This window comes from Halomonas sp. BC1 (genome assembly GCF_002078135.1).
In the GTDB taxonomy this organism is placed as follows: Bacteria; Pseudomonadota; Gammaproteobacteria; order Pseudomonadales; family Halomonadaceae; genus Vreelandella; species Vreelandella stevensii.
In genome coordinates this window covers 615,309-635,786 of record NZ_LFGS01000019.1, presented here as the reverse complement: position 1 = coordinate 635,786, position 20,478 = coordinate 615,309, and the positions used below count along the sequence as shown (strand labels likewise).

The 20,478-nt window shown below is 61.7% G+C and carries 15 protein-coding genes and 6 tRNA genes; 10 read left to right on the top strand and 11 right to left on the bottom strand.

Annotated elements, in window-relative coordinates:
- Positions 1 to 28: 28 nt before the first annotated feature.
- From B7L72_RS17005 to B7L72_RS16980, 6 genes are all read right to left on the bottom strand, one after another.
- Positions 29 to 103 (bottom strand) — tRNA-Gly (locus B7L72_RS17005).
- 87 nt (positions 104 to 190) lie between these two features.
- Positions 191 to 266: transfer RNA gene (locus B7L72_RS17000), tRNA-Glu, on the bottom strand.
- Between the two features lie 19 nt (positions 267 to 285).
- Positions 286 to 360 (bottom strand) — tRNA-Gly (locus tag B7L72_RS16995).
- 23 nt (positions 361 to 383) lie between these two features.
- Positions 384 to 459, bottom strand: a tRNA-Glu gene (locus tag B7L72_RS16990).
- 34 nt (positions 460 to 493) lie between these two features.
- A tRNA-Gly gene (locus B7L72_RS16985) sits at positions 494 to 568 on the bottom strand.
- 25 nt (positions 569 to 593) lie between these two features.
- A tRNA-Glu gene (locus B7L72_RS16980) sits at positions 594 to 669 on the bottom strand.
- A 307-nt stretch (positions 670 to 976) separates the two neighbouring features.
- Between B7L72_RS16980 and B7L72_RS16975 the strand changes: the two genes are divergently transcribed.
- From B7L72_RS16975 to htpX, 8 genes are all read left to right on the top strand, one after another.
- Entirely contained in the window at positions 977 to 2,080 is a 1,104-nt protein-coding gene (locus B7L72_RS16975) for a TRAP transporter substrate-binding protein (protein ID WP_081195620.1), read from the top strand.
- 1 nt (position 2,081) lies between these two features.
- Positions 2,082 to 2,591 (top strand): TRAP transporter small permease subunit, encoded by a 510-nt coding sequence (locus B7L72_RS16970; protein WP_081195619.1) that lies wholly within the window; start codon positions 2,082 to 2,084, stop codon positions 2,589 to 2,591.
- Between the two features lie 3 nt (positions 2,592 to 2,594).
- Positions 2,595 to 3,920 (top strand): TRAP transporter large permease subunit, encoded by a 1,326-nt coding sequence (locus B7L72_RS16965; protein WP_081195618.1) that lies wholly within the window; start codon positions 2,595 to 2,597, stop codon positions 3,918 to 3,920.
- A gap of 40 nt (positions 3,921 to 3,960) precedes the next feature.
- Positions 3,961 to 5,547, top strand: coding sequence for a gamma-glutamyltransferase family protein (locus B7L72_RS16960; RefSeq protein WP_081195617.1), 1,587 nt, complete (start codon positions 3,961 to 3,963; stop codon positions 5,545 to 5,547).
- 149 nt (positions 5,548 to 5,696) lie between these two features.
- Positions 5,697 to 6,095, top strand: a complete 399-nt coding sequence (gene msrB, locus B7L72_RS16955) for a peptide-methionine (R)-S-oxide reductase MsrB (protein ID WP_016914471.1) — start codon at positions 5,697 to 5,699, stop codon at positions 6,093 to 6,095.
- Between the two features lie 94 nt (positions 6,096 to 6,189).
- Positions 6,190 to 7,149, top strand: a complete 960-nt coding sequence (gene ylqF, locus B7L72_RS16950; RefSeq protein WP_081137518.1) for a ribosome biogenesis GTPase YlqF — start codon at positions 6,190 to 6,192, stop codon at positions 7,147 to 7,149.
- Positions 7,150 to 7,204: 55 nt separating this feature from the next.
- Positions 7,205 to 8,452 (top strand): pyridoxal phosphate-dependent aminotransferase, encoded by a 1,248-nt coding sequence (locus B7L72_RS16945; protein ID WP_081137517.1) that lies wholly within the window; start codon positions 7,205 to 7,207, stop codon positions 8,450 to 8,452.
- Between the two features lie 126 nt (positions 8,453 to 8,578).
- The gene (gene htpX / locus B7L72_RS16940; protein WP_039176182.1) at positions 8,579 to 9,484 is read left to right on the top strand and encodes a protease HtpX; all 906 of its coding nucleotides are present in this window, start codon (positions 8,579 to 8,581) and stop codon (positions 9,482 to 9,484) included.
- A 77-nt stretch (positions 9,485 to 9,561) separates the two neighbouring features.
- On the opposite strand, the gene pdxB is transcribed toward htpX, so the two are convergent.
- Positions 9,562 to 10,707: a 4-phosphoerythronate dehydrogenase PdxB gene (pdxB, locus tag B7L72_RS16935; protein ID WP_081195616.1), complete on the bottom strand. Its 1,146-nt coding sequence runs from the start codon at positions 10,705 to 10,707 to the stop codon at positions 9,562 to 9,564.
- A gap of 84 nt (positions 10,708 to 10,791) precedes the next feature.
- On the opposite strand from pdxB, the gene B7L72_RS16930 reads away from it, so the two are divergent.
- The gene (locus tag B7L72_RS16930) at positions 10,792 to 11,073 is read left to right on the top strand and encodes a hypothetical protein (protein ID WP_039176935.1); all 282 of its coding nucleotides are present in this window, start codon (positions 10,792 to 10,794) and stop codon (positions 11,071 to 11,073) included.
- 6 nt (positions 11,074 to 11,079) lie between these two features.
- Here B7L72_RS16930 and B7L72_RS16925 read toward each other — a convergent pair whose 3' ends face one another.
- Both B7L72_RS16925 and rlmKL read right to left on the bottom strand, forming a co-directional pair.
- Complete coding sequence (locus B7L72_RS16925; protein WP_081195615.1) at positions 11,080 to 11,415, bottom strand: glutaredoxin family protein; 336 nt, start codon at positions 11,413 to 11,415, stop codon at positions 11,080 to 11,082.
- Positions 11,408 to 13,618, bottom strand: coding sequence for a bifunctional 23S rRNA (guanine(2069)-N(7))-methyltransferase RlmK/23S rRNA (guanine(2445)-N(2))-methyltransferase RlmL (rlmKL, locus tag B7L72_RS16920; protein ID WP_081195614.1), 2,211 nt, complete (start codon positions 13,616 to 13,618; stop codon positions 11,408 to 11,410). Before rlmKL ends, B7L72_RS16925 begins: the two co-directional genes overlap by 8 nt.
- Positions 13,619 to 14,028: 410 nt before the next feature.
- Here rlmKL and rmf point away from each other — a divergent pair, with 410 nt between their 5' ends.
- Positions 14,029 to 14,238, top strand: coding sequence for a ribosome modulation factor (gene rmf / locus B7L72_RS16915; RefSeq protein WP_016914479.1), 210 nt, complete (start codon positions 14,029 to 14,031; stop codon positions 14,236 to 14,238).
- A gap of 106 nt (positions 14,239 to 14,344) precedes the next feature.
- Here rmf and B7L72_RS16910 read toward each other — a convergent pair whose 3' ends face one another.
- Positions 14,345 to 15,370 carry a quinone-dependent dihydroorotate dehydrogenase gene (locus tag B7L72_RS16910; RefSeq protein ID WP_081195613.1) on the bottom strand — a complete coding sequence of 342 codons (1,026 nt, stop codon included), beginning with the start codon at positions 15,368 to 15,370 and terminating at the stop codon, positions 14,345 to 14,347.
- A 134-nt stretch (positions 15,371 to 15,504) separates the two neighbouring features.
- Positions 15,505 to 20,328, bottom strand: coding sequence for an NAD-glutamate dehydrogenase (locus B7L72_RS16905; RefSeq protein WP_081195612.1), 4,824 nt, complete (start codon positions 20,326 to 20,328; stop codon positions 15,505 to 15,507).
- Positions 20,329 to 20,478: the final 150 nt, after the last annotated feature.

Sequence of the window (20,478 nt, the reverse complement as noted above, 5' to 3'; positions counted from 1 at the left end):
AAAAACATAGAAGGGAGGACCGTTAAACTGGAGCGGGAAAGGAGATTCGAACTCCCGACCCTCGCCTTGGCAAGGCGATGCTCTACCACTGAGCTATTCCCGCAACATGAACGGCATTACTTATGGAAACCGCTTACAGAAACCGGTTAAAGCAACCGATGGCGACAACCAGATGACAGCGTCATGCGAGTGGCGTCCCATAGGGGGTTCGAACCCCTGTTCCCGCCGTGAAAGGGCGGTGTCCTGGACCACTAGACGAATGGGACACATATACACGCAGACGACTGGAGCGGGAAAGGAGATTCGAACTCCCGACCCTCGCCTTGGCAAGGCGATGCTCTACCACTGAGCTATTCCCGCTTGATGTCGCTAAAAAACCGGATTGGCGTCCCATAGGGGGTTCGAACCCCTGTTCCCGCCGTGAAAGGGCGGTGTCCTGGACCACTAGACGAATGGGACGCATAAACACGCATGATTTATCACATACGTATTATGGAGCGGGAAAGGAGATTCGAACTCCCGACCCTCGCCTTGGCAAGGCGATGCTCTACCACTGAGCTATTCCCGCAACTCCGATAACCTGAACGATACGATGGCGTCCCATAGGGGGTTCGAACCCCTGTTCCCGCCGTGAAAGGGCGGTGTCCTGGACCACTAGACGAATGGGACGTTTCATTGCCTCGTCGAGGTGGCGCGTATATTAATCAGAGCACCTCTTACTGTCAAGCCCTCTGATATCGAAACGTTTTATGTCTGCGCAACGAGAGTGCCTGGCGGCGATAACCTGCGCGATTATGGTGCACGACATTAGCGCACCCTCACCACACTCTCCCACGGGAGATCCGACAAATCCCCAAAAATCTTTTATTTAAAATAAAATCGATTTTTTGGCATATCCCTTGCTTTGTACACAGCGTCCCTCGGCGATTGGTGCTCCCCTGCCACTGCCGTCTTTCCTTACTGCATGAGGTGCTGTATGTCCTTTACCCGTCGCAAGTTTCTTACCAGCGCTGCTCTGACATCCACTGCGGGGCTGGTGCTGGGCGCCCCTACCATGGCCAAGGCGCAGTCGAGCGAACAGTTCAACTGGCGAATGACCAATGCCTACAGCCCCGGCTCCCCGTTCTATGTAGAAGGGCCCGGCAGCCCGCGGGACGTGATTGCCAAGATCAACGCCATGTCGGGCGGACGGCTCAATATTCAGCACTTTGCAGCAGGAGAACTGATCCCGGCTTTCGAAGGCTTCGAGGCCGTGCAGAGCGGCACTATCGAAATGAACGCCGCCAACAGCTACTTCTGGTCGGGCACCACGTTCGCCGCTCAATACTTCACCACCGTGCCCTTCGGTATGAGCTTCATGGGCCATATGGCCTGGCTGTATCACGGCGGTGGCCTGGAGCTATGGGAAGAGGTGTATGAGCCTTACGGCATGATCGCCCTGCCGCTGAACAATACAGGCGTGCAGATGACCGGCTGGTTCCGTGAGCCCATCGAGGACATCGGCCAGTTGAATGGGCTACGCATGCGTATTCCGGGCCTGGCCGGGAAAGTCTATGCCGCGCTGGGGGTCGATGCCCGGGTACTGCCCGGCGGTGAAATCTTCCCGGCGCTGGAGCGTGGCGTCATCGATGCGGCGGAGTTCGTCGGCCCTTACCAGGATCGCCGCATGGGGCTTCACAATGCCGCCAAGTTTTATCACACCACCGGCTGGCACGAGCCTGCCACCACCGGTGAGCTACTGATTTCCAAACAGCATTGGGATGCCCTTCCCGACGATCTCAAGATGATCGTGAAAAGTGCCTGCATGGCAGCGTGCCTGGAAAGCGTCACCTGGTCGGAGGCCGTCAACGGCGAGGCCATGGCCGACCTGGTGGACAACCACGGCGTTACTGCCAGCCCCCTGCCTACTCCTGTGGTCGAAGCGCTGCGTGAAGCGACGATGGATACCCTGTCCACCGAAGCCAACGCCGACCCGCTTGTGCGCAAGGTCCACGATAGCTACATGGCCTTCAAGGCCAACCATGACCGCTGGGCAGGTCCCAGCGAACGCGCCTGGTTAACCGACATCATCGGGGTGTGATATGCAAGCCGTGGAACGTCTTGTCCACGGAATCGAGGCGGTGGTCCGGCTGTTTGGCTTGATCGCTGCCTGGATTTGCGTGGTGCTGGTTGCCCTGGTCGCGGGCGATGTGGTCATGCGCTACCTGTTTAGCATTGGTGCCGTCTGGCTTCAGGAGCTGCAGTGGCACTTGATCTCCCCCATCGCCCTATTCGGCATGTCGTATCTGCTGCTGATGGGCGAACAGGTGCGGGTGGATGTGTTTTACGAGCGTTTTCCCGCCATCGTTCGGCGCATCATCGAAGTGATCGGCGGTCTGCTGCTATTGGTCATGGGGCTCTATATCGCCTGGCTGACCCTGCCCTGGGTAGAGCAGTCGTATGTGCGTAACGAGGCCTCCCCTAACCCGGGTGGCCTGCCCTTCCGCTGGTTGCTGAAATCGTTCATCCCTCTGGGGTTTCTTCTATTGGCACTGCAAGGCCTGGCCCACGCGCTGCGCCAGGGGCTGGCCCTTCCAAGCCGAGGTGAATAACGCATGTCTCCTAATGAGTGGCTAGCGATCGGTATGATCGTGGCCTTTTTCGTACTGCTGCTGATCGGCATTCCAGTGGCCATCAGTATCGCCGTCACGGCCTTCGTGTTTGGCTACCTGGGGTTTGGCCCCATGCTGTTCAACCTGCTGCCCTCGCGCATCTACGGCGTGGTCACCAACTATACCTTCATGGCCATCCCCCTTTTCGTGTTCATGGGGGTGATGCTGGAGAAGTCGAAGCTGGCCGAAGAACTGATCGACGTGGTCGGTCACCTGTTCGGGGGGCTCTCCGGCGGCATGGGGGTGGCCATCATCTTCGTGGGCGTACTGCTGGGCGCTGCCACGGGTATCGTCGGGGCGACCATCGTCACGCTGGGCCTGTTGACGCTGCCCACCCTGCTGCGCCGTGGCTACCCTAAAACCCTGGCCACCGGCATGATTTGTGCGTCGGGCACGCTGGGGCAAATCATCCCCCCTAGCCTGGTACTGATTCTGCTGGCGGAGATCCTCGGTGAATCCGTGGGCACCATGTTTGCGGCGGCCATGGTGCCGGGGCTGGCCCTGGCCGGGATCTATATTCTGGCGATTCTGGTGCTGGCCAAACTCTACCCCGGCATGATGCCGCCCATTCCCGCCGAAGAGCGTGCGCTGCTCAGCAAAAAGCAGCTATTGTTCAAGGTGGCCACTGTGGTGGGGCCGCCGGTGGGGCTGGTGTTTGCCGTGCTGGGTTCGATCATCGGCGGAATTGCCGCCCCCACCGAAGCCGCTGCTATGGGGGCGCTCGGCGCGCTGGTCTTCGTCGCGTGCTCTGGGCGGCTCACGGTGGCCCTGCTGAGCGAGGTCGCCAAGGCCACGCTGATCATTTCTGCCATGGTCTTCTTCATTCTGATCAGCGCTCAGGTCTTTGGCCTGGCCTTCCGTGGGCTGGGTGGCGAGCATCTCGTGGGCCGCATGTTCGACTGGGTCCCCGGGGGCGAGCTCGGCGCGCTGCTGTTCATGCTGCTGCTGATGTTCGTGCTGGGCTTCTTCCTGGAATGGATAGAAATTACCTATATTGCCCTGCCGCTGTTTTTGCCCTTCTTCGTACAAATGGGCATCGATATGGTATGGCTGGGCATTCTGGTGGGTCTGGTGTTGCAAACCTCGTTTCTCACGCCACCGTTTGGCTGGTCGCTGTTCTTCCTCAAGGGCGTGGCCCCCAAGGAGGTCACCACTATCGATATTTACAAAGGCGCGCTGCCCTTCATTGGCCTGCAATTCCTGGCCGTGGCGCTGGTCTTTATCTTCCCAGCCATTGCCACCTGGCTACCCGACGCCATTGGCTGGTAGCCCTTGATAACAGTAGCCCTTAATAACAAAGGATAACGTCATGCTTCATACACAACGTAGTTACGGCGGCAGCTGTGTTGCCCCCCACCACCTGGCTGCCAGTGCCGGTCGCGATGTGCTCAAACAAGGCGGCAATGCGGTAGAAGCCATGGTGGCCGCCGCAGCGGCCATCGCCGTGGTCTACCCGCACATGAACGCGCTGGGTGGCGACGGTTTCTGGCTGATTCACGAACCAGGCAAGCCGCCCATTGCCATCGATGCCTGCGGGCCAGCCGCCGCGCTGGCCAGCGCCGATTTTTACGCTGGCGAATCACACATCCCGGAACGCGGCCCCCAGGCAGCCCTGACCATGGCGGGCACCATCGGCGGTTGGCAGGAAGCGCTCAACGTGGCCGCCCAGTGGGGCTCGGCGCTGCCGCTGACGACCCTGCTGGCCGATGCCATTCGCCATGCCGACGAAGGGGTGGCGGTTTCCCAAAGCCAGGAGGCGCTGACCGCCAAGCACCTTGCCCGGCTCGGCCAAAGCCCCGGCTTCAACGAAGCCTTCCTGCTCGATGGCAAGGTCCCCCGGGAAGGCGAGCGGCTGCGCCAGCCGCGCCTGGCCCGTACCCTCGAACGCCTGGCCAGTGCAGGGCTGGATGACTTCTACCGTGGCGAACTGGCCGCCAGCATGGCCCAGGACCTGGCCGCGCTGGGCAGCCCGCTGCGGCTGGAGGATTTCCACGCCTATCGCGCCCAGCAGGTCACGCCGCTGCATGTACAGGTGCAGGACGCGACACTCTACAACCTGCCCGCCCCGACACAGGGCATGGCCTCGCTGATGATTCTGGGCATCTACGAACGCCTCAAGGCTGCCGAGCCCAACGGCTTCGAGCATCTGCACGGCTTGATCGAGGCCACCAAACGCACCTTCATGCTGCGCGATAGCCACGTCACCGACCCCCAGCGGGTGCCTGCCCCCCTGCAGTCGCTGCTAAGCGCCGAACGCCTGGCCGAAGAAGCCGCCGCCATTGACCCGGCCAGCGCCCTGCCCTGGCCCCATGAGCCCGCGCCGGGCGACACCATCTGGATGGGCACCGTGGATAGCCAGGGCCGCTCGGTGAGCTTCATTCAGAGCATCTACTGGGAGTTCGGCAGTGGCGTCGTGCTGCCGGAAAGCGGCGTGCTCTGGCAAAACCGAGGCATCAGTTTTTCACTCGACCCCAATCATCTGCGCGGCCTGGCCCCGGGGCGCAAGCCGTTTCACACCCTCAATCCGGCGCTGGCCCTGTTCGAAGACGGGCGCACCATGGTGTACGGCACCATGGGCGGCGAAGGCCAGCCACAAACCCAGGCCGCGGTGTTCTCCCGCTACGCGCTACATGGCATGCCACTGCAGCAGGCGGTCACCGCGCCACGCTGGCTATTGGGGCGCACCTGGGGCGAGACCAGCACCAACTTGAAGCTGGAAGCGCGTTTTGACGATGCCTTGGTGACCGCCCTCGCCACGGCGGGCCACGATGTAGAAGTACTGCCCGAGGCCTTCAGCGACACCATGGGCCATGCCGGTGGCATCGTACGCCACCCGGATGGCCTGATCGAAAGCGCCCATGACCCCCGCAGCAACGGCGGCGCCGCCAGCGTTTAGGCCGGGTACTGGCGCTATCGCCCACTTTCGCACATGCTGAACCTGAGCAGGGCTGCCATTGTCACTGGTATAGCGTCAGGCATAACGGTGGTATCCTGCCTGCCCCATAAGCCTCTGCTTATCAGCAACCGGAGGGAGAGGAGAGCCCCATGGCGAAAATAGCGAAATCCCCTGAAGAATGGCGCCAGCAGTTGACCCCGGAGCAGTACCGCGTCGCCCGGGAGAAGGGTACCGAGCGTCCGTTTACCGGTGACTATCAAGTGAGCGATGCCCAGGGCATCTACCACTGCGTCTGCTGTCATGCGCCGCTGTTCGAGAACGAACACAAGTTCGATGCAGGCTGTGGCTGGCCAAGCTTCGACAGGCCACTGGGCATCCGCTGCGTGGAAGAGCATCGCGATACTTCCCACGGCATGATTCGCACCGAAGTAGTGTGTTCCCACTGCGATGCCCACCTGGGACACGTGTTTCCCGACGGCCCCCCGCAAACGACGGGCCTGCGCTACTGCATCAACTCGGTCTCTTTGGAGTTTCACCCCGACGAATAATTGATCCCAAACGAAGCGCAGCAAGGCGGGCACCATCTGTTAGAATGGCGGCCCGCTTTTTTATGCCGAATGTTAGTGCTTGCAGGAGATCCCCATGCTCGGCTGGTTCCCAGGACACATGAACAAGGCCCGCCGCCAGATCAAGGACGCGCTGCCGGAAATCGATGTCGTGATCGAAGTGCTCGATGCGCGGCTCCCCTATTCCAGCGCCAACCCGATGCTGGCCGAGCTGACCCGCCACAAGCCGGTCCTCAAGATTCTGTCGCGTGCCGACCTGGCCGACCCTGCGCGTACCGACGAGTGGGTCGCGTTTTTCGATGCCCAAGCCGACACACGGGCGCTGGCCATCACCACCACCAACACCCGGGAACTGAAGCGCATTCCCCGGCTTTGCCATGAGCTGGCCGGTGCGGTGCGTGCCGACCGTGATGTTCGTGTGATGGTCATGGGGATTCCCAACGTCGGCAAGTCGACGCTGATCAACGGCCTGGCAGGACGCAAGATCGCCAAGACCGGTAACGAGCCCGCCGTGACCAAGCGCCAGCAAAAGGTACGCATCGATGGCCGCGTGGCACTGATCGATACGCCTGGTGTGCTGTGGCCCAAAATCGAGGATCAGGCCAGTGCCTACCGGCTGGCGGCCAGCGGTGCCATTCGCGACACGGCCATCGAGTATACCGATGTGGCCATGGTGGCCTGTGCCGAACTCGCCAAACGCTACCCCGACGCGCTGACGGCCCGCTACAAGCTCAAGGCGCTGCCCCGCTATGAAGCCCCTGCCACCCCTCAGGCAGAGGTCGATGCCGATGGCCCCCAGAAGCCCGACTTTATGGCCATTGCCGGGTTCGATGGCCACGCCATCCTCACCGAAATTGCCAGCAAGCGCGGTGGTTTGCGCCCTGGCGGCGCCGTGGACCTGCACCGAGGCGCCGAAGTGCTGCTGCATGAACTGCGCGACGGCAAGGTGGGCAGGCTGACGCTGGAAACCCCCGAGGACATTCCACCGCCCGTGGAGCAAATCGACCAAGACAGCTCGCCATCAAGCAACGCATAATGGGCGAATAATCAGTCACTCCCACGGCAATGGACACTTTTGGATAACGCACCCCATGGACACCGCGCAGCCTAACGAATCACACACGCTCAAGAAGTCCCATAAACTGCACAATGTCTGCTATGACATTCGCGGCCCGGTTCTCGACCATGCCAAGCGCCTGGAAGAGGAAGGCCAGCGGATTCTCAAGCTCAACATTGGCAATCCGGCCCCCTTTGGTTTCGAGGCACCGGAAGAGATTCTCCAGGACGTCATGCGCAACCTGCCCACCGCCCAGGGCTACTGTGATTCGAAAGGGCTCTACTCTGCGCGCAAGGCCATCATGCAGGAGTGCCAGCGCAAGCAGATCCCCGGCGTCGGTATCGAGGATATCTATATCGGCAACGGCGTGTCCGAGCTGATCGTCATGGCCATGCAGGCGCTGCTCAACGATGGCGATGAAGTACTGATCCCGGCACCGGACTACCCGCTCTGGACCGCTGCTGCCCACCTGTCGGGCGGCCACGGCGTTCACTATCTGTGCGACGAGCAGGCCGACTGGGCGCCGGACATGGCCGACATTCGTGCCAAGGTCACCAGCCGTACCCGGGCCATCGTCATCATCAACCCCAACAACCCCACCGGGGCAGTGTACTCTCCGGAAGTGGTGCGGGAAGTTCTCGAGATCGCCAAACAGCACAATCTGGTGGTATTCTCCGACGAGATCTACGACAAGATTCTCTACGACGGAGTCGAGCACACCGCCACGGGGGCGCTGGCCGACGACGATCAACTGGTCATCACCATGAACGGGCTTTCCAAGAGCTACCGCTGCGCTGGTTTTCGCTCCGGCTGGATGACCATTTCCGGCACGCTGGCCAAACAGCGGGCCAAGGATTTCATTCAGGGCCTGACCATGCTGGCCTCCATGCGGCTGTGCGCCAACGTACCTGCCCAGCACGCCATTCAAACGGCGCTGGGCGGCTACCAGTCCATCAATGACCTGATCCTGCCTGGCGGGCGCCTGCTGGCGCAGCGGGACATCACCATCGAGAAGCTCAACGCCATTCCCGGTGTCTCCTGCGTAACACCCAAAGGGGCGCTCTACGCGTTTCCGCGCCTGGACCCCAAGGTCTTCAATATCAAGAATGACCAGCAGCTGGTGCTGGACCTGTTATTGCAAGAAAAGATCCTGCTGGTGCAAGGCACGGCCTTCAACTGGCCAGACCCGGACCACGTGCGCATCGTGACGCTGCCCTGGGCCGACCAGCTGGGCGACGCGCTGGATCGCTTTGCCAATTTCCTGTCACGCTATCGGCAGTAGTTATTTCAGTCTTCATGTCCGTCGCTACAGCATTAAAAACAGCTACTTGAAACTGTAGCGACGGGCACGCATCTAAGCCATATTCCAGCAAGACCCCGCTATAAACCTGAAGGGAGAAACCCACCCATGATGCGAATTATGCTGTTTCTGGCGACCAACCTCGCCGTCGTACTGGTGGCCAGCTTTACGCTGCGCCTGTTCGGCGTCGAGGGCTATCTGCGCAGCCAGGGAATCAACTTCACTGGCCTACTGCTGTTCTGCTTCATCGTCGGCATGGCGGGCTCGATCATCTCGCTGTTCATGTCCAAATGGCTGGCCAAGCGCTCCACGGGCACGGTGATCATCGAAACGCCCTCCAACGCCACCGAAAAGTGGCTGGTGGACACCGTGGCCGAGCTTTCCCGTGAAGCCGGGATCAAGACCCCCGAAGTGGGCATTTTCCCGGCCCAGCAGTCCAATGCATTTGCTACCGGCTGGAACAAGAACGACTCGCTGGTAGCCGTCTCGGCGGGCCTGCTCAACCGCATGCGCCCCGAAGAGGTCCGCGCGGTACTGGCCCACGAGATTGGCCACGTGGCCAACGGCGACATGGTCACCCTGGCACTGATCCAGGGCGTGGTGAACACCTTCGTGATGTTCTTTGCCCGTGCCGTCGCCCACTTGATCGACACCTTCCTGAAAAGCCGCAGCGACGGTGAAGGCGGCCTGGGCTTCATGGGTTATTTTGCCGTGGTCATGATTGCCGAGATCGTGTTTGGCATCATTGCGTCGGCCATCGTGGCGTGGTTCTCGCGCTACCGCGAATACCGCGCCGACGAAGCGGGTGCACGCCTGGCGGGCACCGGCGCCATGGTCAACGCCCTGGCACGCCTGAAGGCCGAAACCGAAATGCCCGACCAGATGCCCGACCAGATGCGCGCCATGGCCATCACCAAAGGCCAGACCCGCTCGCTGATGGAGCGCATGTTCGCCAGCCACCCACCGCTGGACGACCGCATTCGCGCCCTGAAAGAAGCCGCCTACCGTCAGTGATGCTAACCGTCACTTAACGACAGACGCCACCATAAGGCCCGCATCGCGGGCCTTATGCGTTTTGTGTCCAGCTCTTTTCAGCCGAGCTGCACTTGAAAACCGGCAGCTTCCAAAGGCGCACACAGTGGCCGAGCATCTTCTTTCAACAGCACACTCAGCGTGGCAAACTCGCGACGCAGCGGGTAATGGGCGCGGCAGTGATCGAACCCCTTGGCAACCCCTTGCTGCACCACGTTACGCTGCAGCGTGTCGTGGTCACGGCGCACGTCATACACCGCTCGGGTACATAGCCGCAGCGCCTCTTCAACGGGCAGTGCCTGTGAGAGGGTCAGCGAGGCCAGCGCCGGGGGCGGACACAAGTCACTGAATGCCAGATCCAAGGGGTGGCCCCGGTGCGCAGCCAGCGCCTGCTGAATCATCCAGGTGCCGCGCAGCTTGCCGTCCAGGCTGTGGCCGGCAATGTGCGGGGTTGCCAAGGCCACCAGATCCCTCAGGCCGGCATCGATGCCAGGCTCCTCCTCCCACACATCGAGAATGGCAGTGATGTCGCCCTTGCCTGCCAGGCGGCTGCGCAGTGCCAGCCCATCGATGCAGTCCCCGCGCCCGGCGTTGAGCAGTACCGTTTGCGGGGCCAGTTCCTGGAGCCGCTCGGCGTTCAACAAATGATACGTTGCGTGAGAGCCTTGCTTGACCAGCGGCGTATGCAGACAAATGACCTCGCATTGCTCGATCAGGGTATCCAGGTCCACGAAGCCCTCAGGGCCTTCCTGCTCGGCGCGGGGCGGGTCACATACCAGCACTTCCATGCCCAGCGCGCTCAGCCGCGTCAGCAAGCGGCTGCCGACATTACCGGCCCCGACGATCCCCACACGGCGCGACAGCAGCGGCCACCCTTCCCGCTCGCTCACGGTCACCAAGCTGCTGAGCACATAGTCCACCACGGCGTCGGCATTGCAGCCAGGCGCACTGGCAAACCCGATGCCCTGGGCTGAGAGGTAGTTCAAGTCGATATGATCGGTGCCGATGGTGCAGGTGCCGACGAAGGCAACACGGCTGTTGGCCAGCAAGGCCTCATCGACCCGGGTGATGGAGCGCACGATGAGCGCGTCGGCATCGGCCACGTCGGCCGCGCGAATCTCGCGCCCGGGCAGGCGGTGCAAGGTGCCCAGCCCGCCAAAGCACGCGTCGGCGGCGGGGATGTTGGCATCGATGACAAGTTTCATAGGCGTTTTGATTTCCGGGCTTTACAATACGCCCGCAATGGCTTGCTGTGCAGGCGTGAACATGATGGCGTTAAGGAGATGGGTGTGATCGTACGCTGGGAAACCGACCATGACTATGTGTTGGTGCACATTCACCAGGATATGTTCGGCGACTGGATTTTCAGCCGCGCCTGGGGGCAGATCGGCACCCAGTTTGGCGGGCTGAAACATCAGTTGGCCGACACCCTGGCGCAGGCACAGATGTGGCTGGAGGACGAGTCCACCATCCAGACCTCGCGAGGCTTTCGCAAGGTACTGGAAGCCGCCGACCACACCCCCGAAGGCCAGGAGGCCATGCGCCAGCTGTCGCTGCTGGATGTGCTGTAGGCACGCCTACCCCAGAAATCGACGCCCATTACGCTGGTGCGCCCCCACCGGGGGCGTCGGGGCTGGCGGGTTGGTCAGGGCCGCCAGGGCCGCTTCGTCCAGCCAGCCTCGTTGCTCCAGCCATTGGCTCAGCCGCGCCAGGTCGAAGCCACGGTCCAGCTCTTCGCCCTGCTCATCCAGCAACACCGGTATACGCACGCCGTAGCGCTCGACCAGCGCGTCGTCTTCGCTGATTTCGATGCGCCGCAAGTCCACTGGCTGGTTGGCCAGGGTGGTCACCAGCGCTTCGAGTTGAGCGCACAGGTGGCAGCCCAGAGTGGTGTAGATGGAGAGTTTAATCATCGGCTCGGCTCTTGATCAAAAAGACGTGATGCAGGTTGGTGCGGCGCTGGAAATCCGGGTCGAAGGTGCGCGCGGTGATCTCCTCCACTGCGTAGCGCTGCACCAGCGCGTCGTCCAGCTTGAAACGCCGCTGGTTATTCGAGAACACCAGCACGCCACCCGGCGCCAGGCGCGCCATGGCCAGCTCGACCAGCCTTGGGTGGTCCCGCTGGATATCCAGCGTATCGCGCATCTTCTTGGAGTTCGAGAACGTCGGCGGGTCCATGAAGATCAGGTCGAAATCGGCATTGGCCGTTTCCAACCAGCGGAAGCAGTCGTCCCTGACCACCCGGTGCCGCCGGTGATCCAGCTGGTTCAGGCTGAAGTTGTCTCTGGCCCACTCCAGGTAGGTGTTGGACATGTCGACGCTGACGCTGTCGCTGGCCCCGCCTAGCGCGGCCTGTACGGTAGCCGTGGCGGTGTAGCAGAACAGGTTCAGGAAGCGCTTGCCGCTGGCCATGTCGCCCAGCATACGCCGCACGGGGCGGTGGTCGAGAAACAGCCCGGTGTCCAGGTAGTCGCGCAGGTTGACCCACAGCCGCGCACTCCCCTCACGCACTTCGAAACGCTCGCCGCTGGCATCGCGCTTCTGGTACTGGGCGGCGCCGGTTTGCCGCTCACGACGCTTCACGTAAATCTTGCTGGGGTCCACGTCCAGCGCCTCAGGCAGCACTTCCAGCGCGTCGAACAGCCGCTTTTGTGCCTGAGCAGGGTTCACGGAGCCCGGCGCGGCATACTCCTGCACGTGAACGCGGTCGCCATAGCGGTCGATGGCCAGCGCATACTCCGGCATATCGGCATCGTAAAGGCGATAGCAGGTTTCACCGCTCTGCTTGAGCCACTTTTTCAGGCGCTTCTGGTTCTTTGCCAAGCGGTTGGCAAACATCTGGGCATTTTCCGACACCGCTGGCTTGGCAGGCCGTTCCGGCGCCGGGGCCTCTGACGTGGCGGAATTGGTGGGCACGGCAGACTCCCTGGCTGCGCCGATCTGCATCATCAGCAGCTTGGCATCCAGCGCACCATTCTTCAGCGCATACTGCTTATGGGCGCGCAGCCCCAAGCGATGCCCCAGGTCCGGATTGCCGGTGAACAGCGCCAGCATCCAGCCGGGGAACAACGCCTTGGCCTTTTCCCCCAGTTGGGCATAGAGCCTGACCAGTTCCGGCAATTCGCCCAAACGCTCGCCGTAGGGCGGGTTGGTGATCAACAGGCCCTGCTCGGCGGTGAGGTCGGCGGGGCGAGTGAGCTGGGCCAGGCTTTGGCCATGCAGGCTGATCAGCGCAGGAATGCCCGCACGCATGGCGTTCGACTTGGCGGCACTCAGCGCTGCAGGGCTTTGGTCGAAGCCGATCAGTGGGTTCCTGCAGCGCTTGCGGCCAATCGACGCCCGCGCTTCGGCTTCGCGCTTGAGCTCACTCCAGAGCGCAGGCTCATGCCCCGCCCAGCCATGAAAGCCGAAACGCTCACGGTTGAGGTTGGGGGCCTGGTCGGCGGCCATCAATGCGGCCTCGATCAGCAGGGTGCCAGCCCCGCACAAAGGGTCCAGCAAAGGCTCGCCAGCTCTGGCGCGCTCGGGCCAGCCTGCACGTACCAGCAAGGCAGCGGCCAGGTTCTCCTTGAGCGGCGCATGCCCGACGTCACGCCGGTAGCCGCGCCGGTGAAGGCTCTCACCGGAGAGGTCGATACCCAGGCTCAGGTTGGCGCGATGCAGGTGCGCATAAAGGCGCAGGTCTGGCGTTTTGGTATCCACATTGGGGCGCTCCTGCCCCGAGAGCTGTAGCGAGTCCACCACCCCGTCCTTGACGGTTTGCGCGCCAAACCGGGTGTGGCGAATGTGCTCACTGCGGCCATGAAAATCCACCGCCAGGGTGCGTCCTGGTGCCAGATGCTGACGCCAGGCAATGCGTGCTACCACATCGCGCACCTGCTCGGCGGTCTCGATCATGTTTTCCCGGGCCAGCAGCAGAATGACGCGGTTGGCTAGTCGCGACCACAGGCAGACCCGATAGGCGGTGGCCTGGTCGGCAGTGAAATAGACACCGGCCACGGTGGTTTTACCAGGCTCGGCGCCCAGCGCTTGCAGCTCGTCTGCCAGCAGGCCTTCGATGCCTTTGGGGCAGGTGGCCAGCAGATTCAAAGAGGGTGTTTGGCTCAGCTCGGTCATGTTCTTCGCCGCGCGTCACCGCGCGATATTCCTGTATATGTCAAATGAGTTTACGTCTTATGACAATTTGATGGTCGACAAGTGACCCCATGATGGTCTATCAATAAGAGGGTAGCTACTAAAAACGCATGCGTTGCTTGTCTGGGTCATTACTGTGCACTTCCGCAAGGAGACTCCTGTAACGACCCACGGCTTGTCGAGTCAGCGGCTTTACCTGTTCAGCACGTGAGTGCTAGACACCAAGGTACTGGCAAAGACTCACTCTTGGACTTGAAGTCACCTCTCGAAGCAGAGTTGGCAGCAATGGTCGGTGTCGTGACGACGCTTGAAAGGAGCTCGGTGAATAATGAGCTGCTCAATTGCTGGCTGTTTGCTTCTTATCAAAGGTTTTCGTGAAAAGAGGTTAGCCAATGAAACGACAAAAACGTGATCGCTTCCAGCGGGCTTATGTTCACGGCTATAAAGCGGGTGTTACGGGTCGCTCCCGTGATGATTGCCCCAGTCAAGATGTCAATTTACGCGAATACTGGATGAGCGGTTGGCGTGAAGGTCGCGGAGACCAATGGGATGGCATGGTCGGCGTTTCCGGCATCCATAAAAACCCCATGGTCATGACCTGATTTATTTACCTTTTACACGGACATTTGGAGTACGGAGCCCGCTCGCCAGCGGGCTTTTTATTGCCTACCCCTTTTATTGCCCACCTCTCCCCCAGCGCTTGCCCTCTCAGTGGGCAGAAGCCTGCTTCTTGAGCGCCTCGGCACACTGTTTCACCAGCGTCGGCCCCTGATAAATCAAGCCTGAATAGAGCTGCACCAGGTCGGCACCTGCCTCGATTTTCGCTTGCGCTGCCGCCGCGCTGTCGATGCCGCCCACGCCAATGATCGGCAGGTCAGGCAGTTCGGCACGCAGCAGCCGGATGACCGTATTGGAAGCCTCGAACACCGGTCGGCCCGATAACCCACCGGATTCCTGCGCCTGGGGGTCCTGCTGAACGGCCTCACGAGACACCGTGGTATTGGTGGCAATCACGCCATCCAGCCCATTGCGAGAAATACTGCCCGCCACCAGCGCCACTTCCTCTGCGTTCATGTCGGGGGCGATCTTCACCAGCAGCGGCACCTTGCGGCCCAGCGCGTTGTCCAGCGCCTGGCTGCGGGCACGAATCGGCCCCAGCAGGGCATCCAACTGCTCGCCGAACTGCAGCGTGCGCAGCCCCGGCGTGTTGGGCGACGAGATATTGACCGCGATATAATCGGCCACCCCATGCACGGCGTCGAGACACAGCAGATAGTCATCCAGCGCCTGCTCCACCGAGGTGGTCAAATTCTTGCCGATGTTGATGCCTACGATACCGCCGTAGTGGCGCTTCTTGACCTGTGCCACCAGGTGCTCGACGCCCTTGTTGTTGAAACCGAAGCGGTTGATGATGGCCCCGTGTTCGGCCAGGCGAAACAGACGCGGCCTTGGGTTGCCCGGCTGCGCTTTCGGCGTGACGGTGCCCACTTCCACGAAACCAAAGCCCAGCTCACCTAGGGCATCCAGATGATCGGCATTCTTGTCCAGCCCAGCTGCCAGGCCGACGCGGTTGGCAAAGCGCAGCCCCATCAGCTCGACCGGGTCGCTGACCGGCTCGCCATACAGCCGCTTCACGCCACCGACTCGGTGCAGCGTATCCAGCGCGCCAAGCGCCAGACCGTGGGACGTTTCCGCATCCAGGCGGAACATGAGCGAGCGGGCAAGGGTATACATCAGCGAGACACTCCTGGGCGATGGGCTGTTGGCGAGGCGGCCGCAGTATAACGCACTTGGCCCAGCGAGGCAGAATGAAAAGGCCGCGCCCTGGTGAACCAGGGCGCGGCCTTGAGTGGGCCTTTCGTCAGGCGTCAGGCTTCGCTGTCGCTCTCGGCCAGGTCCACCAGCTCACGGACGGCGACCGCAAACAGGGCAAAACCGCCTTCACTGCCGCTACGCACCTCTTCGATCAAGCGGCACCAGCGACGGTGCAGCTCGGCGTGTTGCTCCAGCCACTGAGCCACGCGCTCCTGGGTGTCGCGGCTGCCCGCTTCCAGCTTCAATACGCTGGTGGTCAGGGCCAGCTGTTGGCGATCGATATCGTCACGGAAGGTTTCGCGGGCCTGTGCCTGCCAGGCATCGCGCACTTCCAGACGAGTCACCTGCTGGATCATCCACGGTAGCTCCAAGCGGCTGCCAATCTCGTGGAAGACTTCCGCCACCCGCTGGGGCTTCTCGTTGGTCAAGCGGGCCGCCTGAATGATCCCCAGGCTGGCGTACAGGCGCGGTGCCGCAGCCACCGTAGCGGCCAGCGACGCCGGTACCCCGGCTTGCTCCAGCTCGTCACAGCGCGCTTGCCACTCCTGCTGCTCTTCACCGCTGAGCAGCTCACCGATGCTCTCCTGCAGCTGCGCCAGACGCGGTCCGAAGTACTCGATGGTGTCCTGGGTCGACAGCCCCAGATGCTGACGCAGGAACCAGCGGGTGGCACGACGTACCAGGCGCATCAGATCCAGCATCATGGAATACTGCACCCGGCTGGAGACCTGGTTGTCCAGCGCTTCGATTTGCGCCCACAGGTCCGCCAGGTTAAAAGCATCGCGGGCGACCACGTAGGCCCGGGCAATATCGGCCCGGCCGGCGCCGGTGGAGTCCATCAAGCGGCGCACGAAGACGATGCCCATGTGGTCGACCAGGTCGTTGGCGACCTGAGTGGCCACGATCTCACGCTTCAGGCGGTGCTCGTACATCTCGCCCTGGTAGCGCTCGGTGAGCACCGCCGGGAAGAGCCGCTCGAGATGGCGATGGATGTAGGGGTCGTCGGGCACCTCGGAATTGATCAAATCCCCCTTCAAGGTGCTCTTGGCGTAGGAGATCAGCACCGAGAGTTCCGGCAAACGCATGCCCTGGTCGCTGCTGGCACGCTCCTTGAGCACCTCGTCGGTGGGCAGGAACTCCAGCTCGCGGTCGATCTGACCAGCGGCTTCCAGTTCGCTGATGAAGCGGCGGTACGGCCCCATCCCCTGATGGGAAAGAATTTCCGACAGGTCCAGCGCCTGGGTCTGGCGATAGTTGTCCAGAAGGACCAGGTTGGCCACTTCGTCGGTCATGTCGGCCAGCAGCTGGTTGCGCTGCTTGTCGGTCATGTCGCCACGCTTGACCACTTCGTCGATCAATATCTTGATATTGACCTCATGGTCGGAGCAGTTGACGCCCCCGGCATTGTCGATGAAGTCGGTGTAAACCCGCACGCCGTTGGCGGCTGCTTCCATCCGGCCACGCTGGGTGAGACCCAGGTTACCGCCTTCTCCCACGACTCGGCAGTTCAGCTCCTTGCCGTTGATACGCAGCGCATCGTTGGCCTTGTCGCCCACGTCGGCATCGGTTTCATCGGCGCTTTTCACGTAGGTGCCGATACCGCCGTTCCAGATCAGGTCGACCTGGGCCTTGAGCATGGCGCGAATCAGATCATTGGGCGACAGACGCGCCTCGGTGATTCCGAACACCTGCTGCATTTCCGGGCTGATGGCGATGGATTTGGCACTGCGGCTGAACACCCCGCCCCCTTGAGAGATCAGCTCGGCGCTGTAATCTTCCCAGCTGGAGCGCGGCAGGTCGAACAGCCGTTGACGCTCGGCAAACGCCGCTGCCGCATCAGGGTTGGGGTCGACGAAGATATGCAGGTGGTTGAACGCCCCCACCAGTTGGATCTTGTCCGACAGCAGCATGCCGTTGCCGAACACGTCCCCCGCCATGTCACCGATGCCCACCACGGTAAACAGGTCCTGCTGGGTGTTCACGCCCAGGTTGCGGAAGTGGCGCTTGACCGACTCCCAGGCGCCCCGTGCGGTGATCGCCATTTTCTTGTGGTCGTAGCCGTTGGCGCCGCCCGAGGCGAACGCATCCCCCAGCCAGTGGCCATACTCGACGGAAATGGCGTTGGCGATATCCGAGAACGTTGCGGTGCCCTTGTCGGCAGCCACCACCAGGTAGGTGTCGTCGTCATCGTGGCGCACCACGCTCTTCGGCGGCACGACCTCTCCTGCGACCAGATTATCGGTGACGTCCAGCAGCGCCCGAATGAAGATCTGGTAGCAGGCAATGCCCTCTTTCTGCTGGGTTTCACGGTCGGCATTTTCAGGCATGCGCTTGCACACGAACCCGCCCTTGGCGCCTACCGGCACGATGACCGCGTTCTTCACCTGCTGCGCCTTGACCAGCCCCAGCACTTCGGTACGGAAATCTTCCAGGCGATCCGACCAGCGCAGGCCACCGCGCGCCACCTTGCCACCCCGCAGGTGCACGCCTTCGACACGGGGCGAGCAGACGAAAATCTCGTAGGCCGGACGCGGCTTGGGCATGCCGGTCACTTTCGACGGTTCCAGCTTGTAGGCAATGTAATCCTTGAAGCGGCCATCGTCGGTCTTCTGGTAATAGTTGGTGCGCAGCGTGGCCTGGATCAGCTCCATGAAACGGCGCAGCAGCTGGTCGTCATTGAGGCTGGCAACGCCTTCCAGGTGCTCGTTCAGGCGCGCCAGGCAGTCGTCGGTCTGGCCGGGCTGCTGCTGGGCCGGATCGAAGCGCAGGCGGAACAGCTCCACCAGCGCCTGGGTGATCACCGGGTAGTTGGCCAGCGTGGCGGCAATGTAATCCTGGGACATGCCAAAGCGAATCTGCTTCAGATAACGCGCGTAACCGCGCAGCATGGCCACTTCCCGCCAGTCCAGACCGGCCCCGACGATCAGGCGATTGAAGGCATCGTTATCGGCTTCGCCGGCCCAGATACGCTTGAACGCTTCGCTGAACGTGTCGCGCATATCGCCCAGATTGGCGCCCTGGCTGTGCTCCAGCTCGAAGTCGTGTATCCAGTAGCGCTGCTGAGGCGCATTGATATCGTAGGGGCGCTCGCCGATCACCCGCAGGCCGAGATTCTCCATCATCGGCAGCACGTCCGAGAGCGGGATCTGCGATTCGCGATGGAACAGCTTCAGGTTCATGCCGCCTGCCTGCTCTTCCAGCGGACGATACAGGGAGAGCGACAGCGTGTCGCCATTGTCCAGATTCAACAGGTGCTGAATGTCGAATACCGCCGTGCGGGCGTTGAAGTCTTCGCGGTAGCTGGCCGAAAAGGCATCGTGGAAATTATCCAGCAGGTGGTTGGCGCGCTCTTCTCCAAACCCTTCGATCATGGCCGCGTGCAGGTCGTCGCGCCAGCTGCGCGACAGCCGTGCCACTTTACCCTCCAGACGCTTCAGGTCGTACTGGCTGGGCGTGTCGCCATTGAAGCGCAGGATCAGCTGAATACGCGCCAGCACCGACTCAGAGAGGTAGGTGTTGAAATCGCCAAAGTGCGCATCCAGCTCGTCGCACAGCATGTTCTGAATACGCTGGCGCAGGTCGGTCGAGAACACGTCGCGGGGAACGAAGACCAGGCAGGAGTAGAACTTGCCGCTGACATCGGTGCGGATAAACAAGCGTACCTGACGGCGCTCACGGATGTTCAAGATGCCCAGTGAGGTAGTGGCCAGCTCGTCGGTGCCGATCTGGAACAGATCATCCCGCGGGTACACTTCCAGCACCTGCAGCAGCTGCTTGCCATTGTGGCCCTGAGGGTTGAACCCGGCGATGTCAGTCACGGCTTTCAGCTTGCGACGCAGCAGCGGAATGTTGCGCGGCGACTCGTTATAGACGGTCGCGGTGAACAGGCCAAAGAAACGACGCTCGCCGATCACGTTGCCATCATCATCGTAGCGGTCCACGGTGATGTAGTCGGGATACGTAGGACGATGCACGCGAGAGTGATGGGCGCTCTTGGCAAACGAGAGCAGCTGCGGCACCAGCACGTAGTCATTGTGCTCATCCACCCCCTCTTCGGTGCGGATGCGCTCCCGGTAGCGGGGCTGGTCCAGGCGGAACACGCCCAACACGCTGTTGGGATCACGCTGCAGCTCGCTGCCTTCCAGCAGGTACTCGTCATACCCCAGGAACGTGAAGTTGTCCTTCAGCAACCACTCGAGAAATGCAATCGCTTCTTCGTGGTCGTCAGGGTCGATCTGTGGTGGGCAGTTCTTTTCCAGCTCCTGGATGGCGGAGGTGATCTGCCCGCACATGGCGTCATAATCACCCACTGCCGTGCGCACGTCGCGCAGCACTTCGTGCAGGTTGCGCTCGATATTGGCCAGGGATTCAGGATCGGTATGGCGGTCCACCTCGATGACGATCAAGGATTCGCGGGGCTCGGGGGCATGCTCATCCTTGGGCGAGGTCAGCGCCTTGAGCTGGTGCTGGCCATCGCGGGCCACCGCAAACACTGCGTTCTGAATGGCATGTACGGTCAATCCACGGCGGCTGAGCTCGATACGTACCGAGTCGACCAGAAACGGCATGTCTTCATGCAGCACGGCCACGAAGGTGTGGTTGGACTGCCAGCCGTGCTCTTCGAAATCGGGGTTGAAGATACGCACTTTAGGGTGTTGACGGTCATGATGCTGGAGAAACTGCCAGATCGAGAGCGTGGCCCCATAGAGGTCGTCAAGACGACGGTCGATCAGGTCCTCGACCGGCACCGTCGCGTAGAAATGGCGCGCAAAGGCTTCGACATCCGCCGCTCGCGCTGGCTCCAGTCGCGCTTCCAGGCGCTCTTGTAGCTGCTTCAAAAGATCCCGCCGACTCTCTTCAATCGCAACGTAATGCATCCATCACCTCGACTGCCTGGGGCCACAACCTGGGCCAAAAAAACGAAGGACAATAGGCCTTTAGGCCACGCTACCAAATAGCTTACGCTACCCTCATCCAGCACCCTAACCATCTGGCATGTTATTCATGGTGTATGCCGCTTGTGCATC